General features: G+C 72.6%; 14 protein-coding genes. 3 read left to right on the top strand and 11 right to left on the bottom strand.

The features are described from left to right. Positions 1-129 precede the first annotated feature (129 nt). Positions 130-915 carry a PHP domain-containing protein gene (locus EXE50_RS13755; protein WP_053771378.1) on the bottom strand — a complete coding sequence of 262 codons (786 nt, stop codon included), beginning with the start codon at positions 913-915 and terminating at the stop codon, positions 130-132. A 210-nt stretch (positions 916-1125) separates the two neighbouring features. Here EXE50_RS13755 and EXE50_RS13750 point away from each other — a divergent pair, with 210 nt between their 5' ends. After that, positions 1126-3198, top strand: a complete 2073-nt coding sequence (locus EXE50_RS13750) for a peroxidase family protein (protein WP_053771377.1) — start codon at positions 1126-1128, stop codon at positions 3196-3198. A gap of 65 nt (positions 3199-3263) precedes the next feature. Here the strand turns inward: EXE50_RS13750 and EXE50_RS13745 are convergent, their stop codons facing one another. The 6 genes from EXE50_RS13745 to EXE50_RS13720 all read right to left on the bottom strand — a co-directional run bounded on the left by EXE50_RS13745 (position 3264) and on the right by EXE50_RS13720 (position 8483). Continuing rightward, entirely contained in the window at positions 3264-4481 is a 1218-nt protein-coding gene (locus EXE50_RS13745; protein WP_137705331.1) for an MFS transporter, read from the bottom strand. A 99-nt stretch (positions 4482-4580) separates the two neighbouring features. Then, positions 4581-5213, bottom strand: a complete 633-nt coding sequence (locus EXE50_RS13740) for a hypothetical protein (protein ID WP_053771375.1) — start codon at positions 5211-5213, stop codon at positions 4581-4583. After that, positions 5203-6339: a DUF3179 domain-containing protein gene (locus tag EXE50_RS13735; RefSeq protein ID WP_137705330.1), complete on the bottom strand. Its 1137-nt coding sequence runs from the start codon at positions 6337-6339 to the stop codon at positions 5203-5205. Before EXE50_RS13735 ends, EXE50_RS13740 begins: the two co-directional genes overlap by 11 nt. A 152-nt stretch (positions 6340-6491) precedes the next feature. After that, positions 6492-7085, bottom strand: a complete 594-nt coding sequence (locus EXE50_RS13730; RefSeq protein ID WP_053771373.1) for an MOSC domain-containing protein — start codon at positions 7083-7085, stop codon at positions 6492-6494. Continuing rightward, entirely contained in the window at positions 7085-7474 is a 390-nt protein-coding gene (locus tag EXE50_RS13725; RefSeq protein WP_053771372.1) for a hypothetical protein, read from the bottom strand. Before EXE50_RS13725 ends, EXE50_RS13730 begins: the two co-directional genes overlap by 1 nt. A gap of 91 nt (positions 7475-7565) precedes the next feature. After that, on the bottom strand, positions 7566-8483 hold the full coding sequence (locus tag EXE50_RS13720; RefSeq protein WP_137705329.1) for a PLP-dependent cysteine synthase family protein: 918 nt from the start codon (positions 8481-8483) through the stop codon (positions 7566-7568). A gap of 130 nt (positions 8484-8613) precedes the next feature. Between EXE50_RS13720 and EXE50_RS13715 the strand changes: the two genes are divergently transcribed. Further along, positions 8614-8997 carry a thioredoxin family protein gene (locus EXE50_RS13715; protein WP_137705328.1) on the top strand — a complete coding sequence of 128 codons (384 nt, stop codon included), beginning with the start codon at positions 8614-8616 and terminating at the stop codon, positions 8995-8997. Between the two features lie 24 nt (positions 8998-9021). On the opposite strand, the gene EXE50_RS13710 is transcribed toward EXE50_RS13715, so the two are convergent. Further along, positions 9022-9228, bottom strand: a complete 207-nt coding sequence (locus tag EXE50_RS13710) for a hypothetical protein (RefSeq protein ID WP_137705327.1) — start codon at positions 9226-9228, stop codon at positions 9022-9024. 92 nt (positions 9229-9320) lie between these two features. Here EXE50_RS13710 and EXE50_RS13705 point away from each other — a divergent pair, with 92 nt between their 5' ends. Then, entirely contained in the window at positions 9321-10064 is a 744-nt protein-coding gene (locus EXE50_RS13705; RefSeq protein ID WP_137705326.1) for a ThuA domain-containing protein, read from the top strand. A gap of 178 nt (positions 10065-10242) precedes the next feature. Here the strand turns inward: EXE50_RS13705 and EXE50_RS13700 are convergent, their stop codons facing one another. The 3 genes from EXE50_RS13700 to pyrB all read right to left on the bottom strand — a co-directional run bounded on the left by EXE50_RS13700 (position 10243) and on the right by pyrB (position 12825). Further along, entirely contained in the window at positions 10243-11103 is an 861-nt protein-coding gene (locus tag EXE50_RS13700) for a hypothetical protein (RefSeq protein WP_053771367.1), read from the bottom strand. A 325-nt stretch (positions 11104-11428) separates the two neighbouring features. Further along, a complete protein-coding gene (gene pyrI / locus EXE50_RS13695; RefSeq protein ID WP_053771366.1) occupies positions 11429-11887 on the bottom strand; it encodes an aspartate carbamoyltransferase regulatory subunit in 459 nt (152 codons plus the stop codon). Then, positions 11884-12825, bottom strand: coding sequence for an aspartate carbamoyltransferase (gene pyrB, locus EXE50_RS13690; protein WP_121599500.1), 942 nt, complete (start codon positions 12823-12825; stop codon positions 11884-11886). Before pyrB ends, pyrI begins: the two co-directional genes overlap by 4 nt. Between the last annotated feature and the right edge of the window lie 132 nt (positions 12826-12957).

Here is a 12957-nt window from a genome sequence, read left to right as displayed (position 1 = left end):
CCCGGGAGGGTCTGTTGTACCGCGAGGGAGCGAGCGTTCGACGACCGGCGCCCGCTGGTCGCTTCGGACCTCGACGCCGCCGCGTCGTCCGACGATCAGCGCCCTCGTCACGGCCGTTAGCCGAGCGCGTCAGCTCCGTTTCACCACCCGATCGAGTCCGACGGGCTGTAGCCCGCGCCGGGCGAGTTCGGCCTCGACCTCCCGCACCCGGGGCGCGATCGCGTCCGGCTCGTGGCTGTCGGTCCCGACGGTCACGTCGACGCCGGCGTCGACGAGCCGGTCGAGGAACGGGGGCGCCGGGTGGAACTCGCCGTAGTCGTCCAACAGGCGGCCGGCGTTGATCTCGGGGACGGTCCGCGAGTCCCGGAAGGCGTCCGCGACGGCGGCGTAGTGGTCCTCGGTCGCGAACCCGCGGAGGTGCGGGTTGCGCTCGACCAGGTCCGGGTGCGCCGCGATCGCGAACAGCTCCGAGTCGATCAGGGCGACCAGCTTCTCGAAGTAGCGGTCGACCAACTCGCGCCGCTCCGACTCCGGCTTGTCCGCGAAGCGGGACCGCGTGTGGACGTTCGCGCCGTCGAGCTCGTGGACGCTCCCCACCGCGTAGTCGAAGCCGGCGTCGTCGAGGAACTCGGCGATAGCCCCCTCGTGGGCGGGGTCGTAGTCCATCTCGGCGGCGTCGAACACGTCGACGTCGACCTCGTCGCGGACCGCCTCGATCGCCTCGCGGCGCCGCTCGTAGGTCAGGTCGAGATTGAACCCGAACGCGCGCTTGTACCGCCGCGCGGTCGGGGCCGGCGAGACGTTACAGTGGTCGGCGAGACCGATCCCGTCGAGCCCGGCGTCCGCTGCCGCCTCGACCATCCATCGCAGGAACGCCCCGTCCGAGTAGTTCGTGTGGGCGTGGAAGTCGTACACGGAGGTTCTTCGTGGCGAGGCGACTCGAAGGTTCGGGTCGCACGTGACGCGGCGTCGCGCCTCTCCACGGCGCTTCTCCACGTAACCCGCCTCGTCCGCTCTCACGTCTCGTTCCCCGGACGGTCGCAGTCTACCCACAGCATAATCCGCGAAACCTGTTGAAAGTTCATTTAGAAAATTTTTTGCTACTGATGTTTAATTGTATGAGTCATGAGGACAAGTAACAAGATCCGGTGTCGCGTGGTCGACGACGAGTCCCGCCCGCTGGCGGGGCGCGTGGTCGTAGGAGAGCGGCCGGGCGAGGGGGGCCAACCGGTCGGCCACTGGACCACCGACGACGACGGCGGATTCGTCGTCGAGACGGACGGCGGCGTCGACGACGTCTCGTTTACGGTTCGCAACCCCGCACGCGGCGGCGCGGAGGAGCCCGTGCGACGGCGGCGGACCCCGGACGACGCCGAGCACGCGCTCCACCTCACGGTGAAGGCGCGCCGGATGACGGTCCACGGCGGTATCGAACACCGGGGGATGAACGAGGCGGCCCAGACGGCGGCGGGGCCGGTCCGGAGCCACCGGTTCCACACGCAGTTCCCCGAGTTGGAGCCCTATGAGCGCAGCGAGGCGTTCCTGCGGACGCTCGGAGGCACGGGGGGCGAGGCGGGCGCGCCGATGATGGAGCCCGCGGACGCTCCGGTCGGCGAGGCGGAGACGCCGGCCGGGTACGGGATCTTCGGCCAGTTCGTCGACCACGACATCACCTTCGACCCCACCTCCGACATCGACCGGCGGAACGACCCCGCCGCGCTGCGGAACTTCCGCACGCCGGCGCTCGACCTCGACTCGCTGTACCGGACGAACGCCGAGGCCGCGCCGTTCCTGTACGACCACGAGCGGGACGAGCGCAAGCTGCTCACCGGCGAGGCGGGCGCGCCGGACGCGGCGGAGGGCGGCGGGCTCTCGGGGCTTCCCGGGACCGACCTCCAGCGTAACGATCAGGGCGTCGCGCTGATCGGCGACCCGCGAAACGACGAGAACGTCGTCGTCTCGCAGCTCCAGCTCGCGTTCGTGAACTTCCACAACCGCGTCGTCGACCACCTCCGGGGCCCGGGCGCCGACCTCGTCGAAGACGGCGAGTCGGTCCTCGAAGCCGCCCAGCGGCTCGTCAGATGGCACTACCAGTGGGTCGTGCGCCACGACTTCCTCCCGCGGATCTGCGACCGGTACGTCCTCGACGACATCGAGGACCGCGGCCGGCAGTTCTTCGTGCCGCCGGGACGAACGCCGGCCATCCCGGTCGAGTTCGGCGGCGCCGCCTACCGCTTCGGGCACAGCATGATCCGCCACGCGTTCGACGTCAACGACGAGGTCGGCGAGGTGCCGCTGTTCCCCACCGGCCCGGGCGACGGCCGGAACCTCCGCGGCGGCCGACCGGTGCCGAGCGACCTCGTCGTCGACTGGTCGCGGCTGCTCGACGCCGGCGACGGGGACTTCCAGCCGGGTCGGAAGATCGAACCGCTGCTCGCGCCGACGCTCTTCGAACTCCCGTTCGGGGGCGAGCCGTCCCTCGCGGTCCGGAACCTCCGCCGGGGCGAGGCGCTCGGACTCCCCTCCGGGCAGGACGTGGCCGCACGGATGGGGAACGATCCGATCCGCAACGAGGCGTTCGGCCACGACTCGGGGATCATGGAGGCGCTGCGGGCCCATGAACGCGGCGCCGACCCCGACTCGCCGCTGTGGTACTACGTGCTCGCGGAGGCGGAGTTCCAGCAGGACGGCGAGCGCCTCGGCGCGGTCGGCAGCCGCATCGTCGCCGAGACGCTCATCGGGCTGATCGAGGCCGACGAGACCGCCTACCCGAACGCCGCGCCGGACGACTGGGAGCCGAGCCTCCCGCAGCCGACGGCGACGGCGGGCTACACCCTCGCCGACATCACGGCGTTCGCGGCCGAGGCGCGGCCGGACGGCCTCGTGATCGACGCGATCGATCCGGGCCCGGGCGCCGGGGGCGACCCGCTCGACGAGTCGGTGACGCTCCGGAACGCCGCCGCCGAGCCGATCGACCTGTCGGGGTACGCGATCGACCTCGGCGGGCAGCGCGACGACCTGCCCGACGCGACGCTCGACCCTGACGAGACGCTGACGGTCCACATCGGCCCGGGGACCGACACCGCCGCCGACCACTACCTCGACCGCGGCGCGCCGGCGCTCAACGACGCCGGAGAGACCGTCGCGGTCTTCGACCCCGATGGCGAGCGGTCGACGCGCCGGCGGTACGTCGGGTGAGTCGGTCGCGACGCGCCGACGGGGCGCGGTACCGACGCGCCGACTCGGACGCGGCCCGACCCGCGTCACCGCCCCCCGCCGACGACCGCGTTTGCGGAGATGACGAGGAACGCGAGCCCGGACATGCCGGCGATGACGGCGAACGACGCGGCCCAGCCGAGCAGGTCCGCGACGAGGCCGACGCCCACCGAGCCAGCCGAGCCGATCACGGTGTAGACGGTCCGGATCAGGCCGAACCCGGCGCCCCGCTCCGCGTCGCCGAGCGCGTCCATGAACCGCGGGTCGATGGCCGAGAAGAAGCTCGACCCGAGGCCGGCGAGGAAGACGGCGACGCCGAGCCCCGCGACCGCGGGGAGCGCCGGGAGCCCGACCGCTGTCGGGAGCCGCAGGAGGCCCGGGAGCGCGACCAGCGCGCCGAGGCCGAGCGCACCGCCGAGGAGGGCCGCGGCGATGCTCGCGTCGCGGCCCAGCCGGTCGGAGAGCCGACCGAGCCCGACCTGCGCGCCGGCGCGGACGACGAAGAACGCCGAGAAGACGCCGCCGGCGAAGCCGGGCGAGTACCCGCGGAGCTCGACGAGGAACGTCGGAAGGAAGGAGATGACGCCCTGCGCGACGTACGTGCCGAGCGTCGCGACCGCGAGCGGGACGAGGACCTCCCGGCACCCGACCAGTTCGAGCAGCGGCGCGAGCCGGAGCCGCTCGGCCATCGGCTGCTCCGGGCGCCGCGGCTCGGTCGGGCGCACGCGGCGCGCGAACAGGGCGAAGATGGGGACGCCGACGAGCGCGGCCAGCGCGACGCCGGGCCGCCAGCCGTAGCGGAACCCCACCCACGTCGCGGCCACCGGCGCGACCAGCCCCGCGAGCGGCCCGCCGAGCGAGTGGATCCCGACCGCGGTCCCGAGGTCGTCGAACGTCCGCGAGAGCAGCGTGGTCGCTACCGCGTAGTGGAGCCCCGCCGCGAGCCCGAGCAGCACCGCGGCCAGCACGAACGCGGGGAAGACCGGTACGACGGCGAGCAGGAGGCTCGTCGCGGTCGTCCCGCCGACGGCGACGAGGATCACGCGGCGCTCGCCGTACCGGTCGGCGAGGATGCCGCTCGGGAACTGCGAGAGCCCGTAGGCGAACCACATGCCGGAGAGCGCGACCCCCACCGCGGTGTTCGACACGCCGAAGTCGTCGATGATCAGGGGGACGACCGGGCTGATCGCCAGCCGGGCGAAGTACGTGACGAAGAACGCCAGCATACACAGGGTCAACACCGCGTGGCGGTACCGCCAGTTCATCCGACAGTCACGGGCGTGTCGTCGGGACGGTCGCCGGTCAACGCTTTCGATCCCGACGGGGCGCGGAACGCCGTAGCGGGGGTTTCTGGCGAGCGGGACTCACCCGACGGCGGCCGGGTCCACGCGGCTCCCGACCCACAGCAGCGTGAGCAGCAGGCCGCCGACCGAGGCGGGCAGGAACCACTGGAACGCGGCGAGCAGCCCCGCGGAGGCCTGTACGCCGATCACCGCGAGGAGCGTGGGGCCGCAGCAGGCGAACCCGGAGAGGACCCCCGGGACCCCCGCGACCGCGCCCGCGCCGGCCCCGATCCGGCACGCCGACGGCCCGCGCCACGCGACGACGGAGACGGCGAGGGTGACGCCGACGAGCGCCGCGAGCCCGAGCCCGAGCGCGGCGTTGACCGGGGCGAAGAGGTACTCGACCGGCCCGACGGAGAGCAGCGCCACGGGCTCGTACTGGAACGGCGCGACGCGGCGGAGGGCGAGCGCGCCCGGCGTCTCCGCGACGACGAGGTCGAACCGAGGGGGCGCGCCGCCGCTCGCGCCGGCGCGGACCCCGAGGTGGCCGAGCCCGACGTGGTACGCGAGGAGGTACGCGACCGCGACGACCGCGGCGGTCGCGCGGCCGTCGCGTCGACCGAGAGACGCGCGCACGGCGAACGCCGTCCGCCGGCCGAGCCCGACGAGCCACTCGCGCGGGGCCTCGGTCGGCGCGGCGGTCTCAGCGGCCATACCCGGCCCAGGTGTGGTCGCCGACGAACGCGGTGTCGGGGTAGAACCCGGCCCAGGCGAACCACATCGCGTCGAATGCGAGGACGCGGTCGAGCGGGAGGTCCGCGGCGGCCAGTCCGCCCTCGCCCCCGACCCTGTACCCGTCGCCGTCGGTCGCGACCGCGGCCCCGTCCGGGTTCCGGTAGACGTGCCCGGTCGAGAGGGCGGGCTCGGCCACGGCGACGACGGCCGCCCCGTCCCCGCCGACGGTCCCGGTCAGGACCCGCTCGTCAAGGAGGGTGGCCTTGTCGAACGCGACGGCGCCGTCGGCGGTGCGCGCCCCGACGACGACGGACTTCGGGTGGCCGTCCTCCGTCGACGCCAGCGGCGGGAACAGCGTCCCGTTCCGGGCGTAGTAGCCGTTCACCGGGGCGTAGCTCCCGTACGGGTCGCTGTCGTAGCGGCGGACGTGGCCGGTCGCCTCCGTCATGACGAGCGAGCCCGGCCGTCGCGCGGCCCACTCGCTCGCGGTCGTCCACACGACCCGGAACTCGTCGAGCGTCGCGCCCGCGAGCGGGCCGTCGATCGCGGTCGCGAGCATCTGCGGCCACCAGCTGTCGGTGGCGCGGTCGTACATGATCAGGTTCGAGTTGACCAGCCGGCCCGACACGCCGAACGTCGTGGCGCCGCGCCGGAACCCCTGTGCCGTCCCGGTGAGCGGGCAGTAGGTGACCGCGATCGGTTCGCCGGCGATCTCGTCGTTGACGATCTCGTGGTGCGAGAGGATCCGCCGGGGGTACGCCCTCGCCTCGCCGTCGCGGACGACGCCGAACACCGGCTCGTCGGCCGCGAGGTCCGCGTCCGCGATCGGCCGGAACTGCGGGTCGTCGACCGACGGGATCCCGTCTTTGCCGACGCCGCCGTCGAGCGACTCCGACAGGAGCGACGCCGGCTCGTACGCGAGGTGGTACTCGGTTTCGACGGTGGGCGGCGGGCTCCCGTCGCCGCCGGACGCCCCGTCGCTCGACGCCCCGGCCGACTCCCCGTCGCGGTCGGCCCCGCTCGTCGCTCGACCGCCGAGACAGCCGGCGACGGCGGCGCCGACGGCCGCGAGTCCGGACAGCGCCGCGCGCCGAGTTCGATTCATGCCCCCGTCTCCGTCTTCGACCGTATAAAGCCCGAAGCGGGGGTGTGAATTGCACGCACACCCGTCCGGCGCGGGGCGGTTCTCGGGCGCCTCGCGGTACCGAAGCGGGCCGAGGCCGTCGGGGAGAACCGGCTGCCGGGACCGGCTGACGGCTACTCGTGACCGCTCTGCGAGCCGCCGCGCAGCCGCTCGGCGATCGCCGCGCCCGCCGTCCGAGGGTCGGCCTCGCGCACCGTCACGGGGTCGCCGACCGCCACGCGGCCGGGCTCGACGACGGTACAGCAGAGCCCGCCGCGCTCGCGCAGCGCGGCCGCGATCCCGTCGGCGCCGGCGAGCGATTCGAGGCGCGCGCAGGGCGGACGGCGGCGCGTCGGCCGCAGGAGCGCGTCGCCGACGGCCACCGTCGCGCCGAGCAGCGGGTCCAGTCCGCCCCCGAAGCCGTCGACCACCACGTTCCGCCGGTGTCGACCGTCGCGGAGGTCGACCCCGGTCTCCTCGCGGACGGCGGCGAGCGCCGCCGCGGAGACGAGCGTCACCGCGCAGCCGTCCAGCTGGAAGTGACCGTCCCCGCGGCGGTAGCGGTCCCCCTCGACCCCGTCGGGACGGACGTCGACCGCGTCCCGACCGACCGGCGGCGCGCCCCCTTCCGGGGCCGTGACGAGCGACGCGACGCGACCGGTCTCGTCCGGTCCGCGGGGCCCGAGGTCGCCCCCGGCTCGGCCGTCGCGGCCATCCTCGGCCGGCATCACGGGCCCCCGAGGAGGGTCGCGTCGTCGGGCCTCAGCCACTCGCGGTGGAGGTAGTAGACCGCGGCGACGGGCGGGGCGGGGAGCGCGGCGAGGGCGTAGATCCACTTGAACAGTCCCAGGTCGGCGACGCGCCGCTCGGCCAGCGAGAGCGAGTCGAGCAGCAGCGTCGCGGTCGCCAGCGGCGCGAGGAGGTAGCCGTGCGCGAAGGCCACGGCCGCGCCGACGGGGGTCGACGGCGTCAGGAACGCCCAGTCGAGCGCGTACAACAGCGTCCAGCCGACGACGGCCGCGGCGAGCGCGGCGAGCCACGGCCCGTCGAAGCGCCGATCCTGCGGGTCGGTCGGGTCCGCGTCCGGCGCGGCCGTCGTCGAGTCGCGGGTGCTCACGGGGGCCCTCGGCGCCGCGCGCTAATCAACGTCCGGGTGCCCGCGGACGCGACGGTCGTCGGCGCCCGAGCGTCGCCGCGGTGCGGGGCGCTCACTCGTCGAAGGCGCCGGCGGTGAGGTACCGCTCGCCGCTGTCCCAGAAGACGGTGACGACGAGGGGTTCGGCGCCCGCGTACGCCCCGGCCTCGCGCAGTTCCGCCGCCACGTTCCTGGCCGCGAGGTTGGAGGCTCCGGACGACTGGCCCACCAGAATTCCCTCCTCGCGGGCGAGCCGCCGGCACTCGGCCTCCGCGTCCGCGAGCTCGACCGTGTGTACCTCGTCGATCAGGTCGACGTCGAGGTTCGGCGCGACGAACCCCGGTCCCATCCCCTGGAAGCGGTCGTCGCCCGGCGGGTCGCCGGAGAGGACGGCGTTGTCCGCGGGCTCGACGGCGTCGATGCGCACTTCCGGGAACGCCTCCCGCAGTCGGCGGCCGATCCCGGAGAGGGTGCCGCCGGTACCGACACCGGCGACGAGGGCGTCGACGGTGCGGTCGCCAACCTGATCGAGGATCTCCGGCCCCGTCGTCTCGTAGTGCGCGCGGGGGTTGGCGGGGTTCTCGAACTGCCGCAGCTGAACGGTGTTCGGCTCCGCTTCGAGATCGTCCGCGCGCTCCTTCGCGGCCGAGATGTCGCCGTCGACGAGCTCGACGGTCGCGCCGTACGCCTTCATCAGGCGCCGGCGCTCGATCGACTTCCCCTCCGGGATCACGAGCGTGACGTCGTAGCCGCGCGCCGCGCCCGCCATCGCCAGCCCGATGCCGGTGTTGCCCGAAGTGGGCTCGACGATGCGGTCGCCCGGCTCGATCTCGCCGGCCGACTCGGCGGCCTCGATCATGTACAGCGCGGGACGGTCCTTCGCCGAGCCGCCCGGGTTCCGGGACTCGACCTTCGCCGCCACGGTCGTTCCCGCGGGCGCGTCGACCCGCACCAGCGGCGAGCCGAGCGTCGACAGGATGTCGTCGTCCATTACCCGATCCGAGGCGACCGCGACCCAAAGGCCCCGCGGACTGCGGCAATCGATGTCGGCCGCGAACCGCCGAGGGCTCGTCTTGCCACCGACGCACCGTTTAGGTGCCTCCGCGACCTACCTCCGCAAAATGACGCTCGAAACGCTCGCGCCCGCCGACCTTGACGCGGACGCGTTAGACGAGTCCGTGCTCGAAGCGCTCGGAGCCGACGACTACGTCTTCAAGGTGTGGGGCGGCGACTGGTGCGGCGACTGCCGGCGCCAGCTCCCCGAGTTCGGCGCCGCGCTCGCGGCCGCCGGGGTCCCGGACGACCGCATCCGGGAGTTCCCGGTGACGAAGGGGCCGGACGGGAAGGAGGGCGAGTTAGTCGAGGAGTACGGGATCGAGCTGATCCCGACCGTCGTCGTCGAGTCGCCCGAGGGCGAGGAGCTCGCGCGGTTCGTCGAGGAGGCAGAAGTCTCCATCGCGGAGTTCCTGGCCGAGCGGCTCGCGGACGTCGAGGCGACCGCCTGACCCTTTTCTCGCCGCTCAGTCGGCTCACGCGTTCATGTCGAACGCGTAGTAGAGCGCGGCCATCGTGACGCCCATCGCGACCGCCTGAAATGTCATGGAGGTGTCGGATAGGACGCCGACCACGAGGACCGACGCCGTCGCGATCACGCCGGTGACGACGGCGTACCGGAACCGGGAGAGGCCGCGCGCCCAGTCGTCGGCGCGTCGGTACAGCTGTCGGGGACCTGCCATATGCGGTCATCTCCAGCCCGAGGGAAGTGCCTTCGGGTCCGGGCGCCGCGCGGCGGGGGAGCGCTAAAGTCGGTTCGGCGTCGACCACGGGCATGGCACGCGTCACGGTCTGGAACGAGTACCGTCACGAGCGCGAGAGCGACGTCGTCGCCGACGTCTACCCGGAGGGGATCCACGCCGTCGTCGCGGACGCGCTCCGCGAGGGCGGCCACGAGGTCCGCACGGCGACGCTTGACGAGGGCCCGGACCACGGGCTCACCGAGGCCGCCTTGGACGACACCGACGTGCTCGTCTGGTGGGGCCACGCCGCGCACGACGAGGTGCGCGACGAGGTCGTCGACCGCGTCCACGAGCGCGTCCTGAACGGCACGGGCCTGATCGCGCTTCACTCCGCGCACTACTCGAAGATATTCAGGCGGCTGATGGGCACCAACTGCTCGCTGAAGTGGCGCGAGGCCGCCGAGCGCGAGCGCCTGTGGACGATCGAACCGGGCCATCCCATCGCGGAGGGGATCGGCGAGTACGTCGAACTGGCGGAGACCGAGATGTACGGCGAGCGGTTCGACGTGCCCGCGCCCGACACGCTCGTGTTCACCTCCTGGTTCGAGGGCGGCGAAGTGTTCCGGTCCGGCTGCTGCTACCGCCGCGGGAGCGGGAGGGTGTTCTACTTCCGACCCGGCCACGAGACGTACCCGATATACGACGACGAGGACGTTCGACAGGTCCTTCGGAACGCGGTCGAGTGGGCGGCGCCGGGCGACGGCCCCGCGCCCGAGTTCGGCAATTCGGAGCCGGTCGCGGATATCGACATGAGCGACGACCGGACGGTTCACTGATCGGCACGAGCGCCCGCGGAGAAATCGACGAGCCGGCGGCTCAACGGCGTAGAGCGACCGCCGCTACGGCGCGGACGTTGAAAGGCGACCGCCTCGCGCGAACGCGAGACGACCGGTGGTGTCGCACGCCGGCGGCCGGTCGAGTTGCCCTCGGCCGGCCGGGTATATAACCCCTCGTTTACTCCGGGCGGTGGACCTCGCCGTCGCGCGAGTCGGCGTCCTTCCGGCGGAGCGCGGCGGCGGCGTTGTTCGCGTCGTAGCCGAAGAACACGTCCTTCGCGTACGTCTCGGCCACCTCGGCGGCGTGGATCAGGTCGTCGACGTCGACCTCGACCGCGTACAGCTCCAGCGAGAACGGCGTCTCCGGCGGCGCGCCGTGGAGGTCGTAGTCGCCGCCGAGCCGCGAGCGAAACCCCCGGGCGATGGTCTCCAGCCAGTAGGTCGTCGCGTACTCGGTGTCGTACAGCGGGACGACGAACTCGTCGACGTGGTCGGCGAGCCGGTCGAGGTCGAGGCCGGCGCGCTCGTAGAGGTGGTCGGGGTAGGGGTCGGGGTACAGCGTGAGCAGGAGCCGTCCGGGGACGAGGTCGGCCGCCTCGGCGACGAACTCGGTGATCACGTCGGCGCGCCAGTCTGCGAAGTCGTCGCGGTCGCTCTCGGCGAACAGGCGCTCGCAGCGGTCGCAGTGACAGAACCCCTCGCGGGGGAACCCGACGTCGTCGAGGCGAACGTCGGCGTTCGCGTCCGCGCAGTCCGCGATTATCTCGAACAGGCCCTCGCGGTACTCGGGGTGCGTCGGGCAGATGTACGCCCAGTCGAAGTACTCGCGGTCGCGGGTCGCCGGCTCGCCGCGCTCGTCCACCGGGACGAGGTCCTCGTTCTCGCTCGCGGCGGCGTTGTCGCCGAAACACGACACCATGTTCACGGCGTTCGGCAGCGGCTCGGCCGCCCGGCCGGTGACGTCTTTGACCTCGTAGAAGCCGAGGTCGAACGGCTCCATCTCGACCTCGTCGGCGTTGCGCGTGACGACCCCGTACATGGCTTCAGCTACGTGGCTGGTCGGTAAAAACGGACGGTCTCGCCGCGGTCGGCCGGGGAGGCGGCCGCCGCGCGATGCGGATCGCCGAGCGGTGCGGTTCGGGGGCGGTGCGGTCCGCGGAGGGCGCGGGCGCGGCGCCGCGGCGTTACTCGACTTCGACCGGCTGCTTGTCGCCGGCGAAGAGGAAGTACGCGAGCGCGACGAGCGACAGCACGAGGACGAGCTTGGCTTTCTTGCTCATGTCATACGGTTCGTGCGGCGGGCGCTAAAACTTACCGGAGGGCGCGCGTGAGAGACGGCCGCACGCCGACCCCCGGTCGGCGACTCAGACGTCGATGTGCTCGGCGATGTCGGACCGCAGGATCGTCGCGCAGTAGTCGCAGCGCACGCCGTCGGCGACCACGTCGAAGCGGGTCTCGACCGGCTCGCCGGCGTTCGTGATGCAGTTGCGGTTCGGACAGGAGAGCACCCCGGTCACGCCGTCGGGACGAGTGACGCGGTTCTTCTCGACCACCTCGAAGTCGCGGACGATGTTGATCGTCGCCTCCGGCGCGATGAGCGAGAGCACGTCGACCTCGGACTGCGACAGCTCCCGGTCCTCGACCTTCACGATGTCCTTGCGGCCGAGCCGGTCGGAGGGGACGTTCATCCCGACGGAGACGCCGAACCCCTCGGCGCCGTCGATGCCGAGGATGGCGAGGACGTTCAGCGCCTGCCCGGCCTCGACGTGGTCGATGACGGTGCCGTCGCGGATCTTCGAGACGCGGAGCTCGTGCTCGCTCATCGGTCCACCTCCGGCCCCTCGTCGGGGTCGGCGTTCTCTAAGAGGGTGTCGAGCAGCGCCATCCGGACCGGGATGCCGTTGTGGGCCTGCTCGAAGTAGCGCGCGTGGTCCGTCTCGTCGACGTCGGGCGCGATCTCGTCGACGCGCGGGAGCGGGTGCATGACGGTGAGGTCGTCGGCGGCGGCGTCGAGCGTCTCGGCGTCGATCCGGTACTCGCCGGCGACGCGGTGGTACTCGTTCTCGTCGGGGAACCGCTCCTTCTGGATCCGGGTGACGTAGAGCACGTCCAGATCGTCGAGGACGGGCGCTAAGTCCTCGTGCTCGCGGATCTGCGCCCCGGTCTCGTGGAGGTCGAACCGGACCGACCGCGGGAGCCGCAGCGACTCGGGGCTGATGAAGTGCTGGTTGGCGTCGAACTCGGTGAGCGCGGCCGCCAGCGAGTGGACCGTCCGCCCGTACTTCAGGTCGCCCATGATCCCGATGGTGAGGTCGTCGAGCCCGTGGTCCTCGCGGATCGTGTGGAGGTCGAGCAGCGTCTGGGAGGGGTGCTGGCCCGCGCCGTCGCCGGCGTTGACGACGGGGACGTCCACGCGCTCGCCGGCCAGCGTCGCGGCGCCCTCGCTGGGGTGACGCAGGACGAGGGCGTCCGCGTACCCCTCGATGACGCGGACGGTGTCGGACAGCGACTCGCCCTTGGAGACGGACGAGGAGTCGACGTCGCCCATATCGATGGTGTTCATCCCGAGGCGCTTCGCCGCGCTGTCGAAGCTCATCCGCGTCCGCGTGCTGGGCTCGAAGAAGCAGAGCGCGAGCACGCGACCGGCGTGCCGGTCCGCGTAGGCGGCGGGGTCGTCGGCGACCGCTCGGGCCCGGTCGAGCACGGCCTCGATGTCATCCCGCGAGAGCTGGGTCGCGGTGATGAGGTGGTCCTGTCGCATCGTCTGAGATGGGACTCGGCAGTATCTTGAATCCCTCGGCTCCGGCCGCAGCGCGGGTATTCACGGACGTGGGCACCGGCGAGACGACCGTTTCGATATCCGTAACGCCGCCCCGATCGCACGGACCGGCGA

The sequence above is a fragment of the Halorubrum sp. ARQ200 genome, from assembly GCF_005435115.1.
Taxonomy (GTDB): domain Archaea; phylum Halobacteriota; class Halobacteria; order Halobacteriales; family Haloferacaceae; genus Halorubrum; species Halorubrum tropicale.
This window is presented reverse-complemented; position numbering and strand designations above follow the sequence as displayed.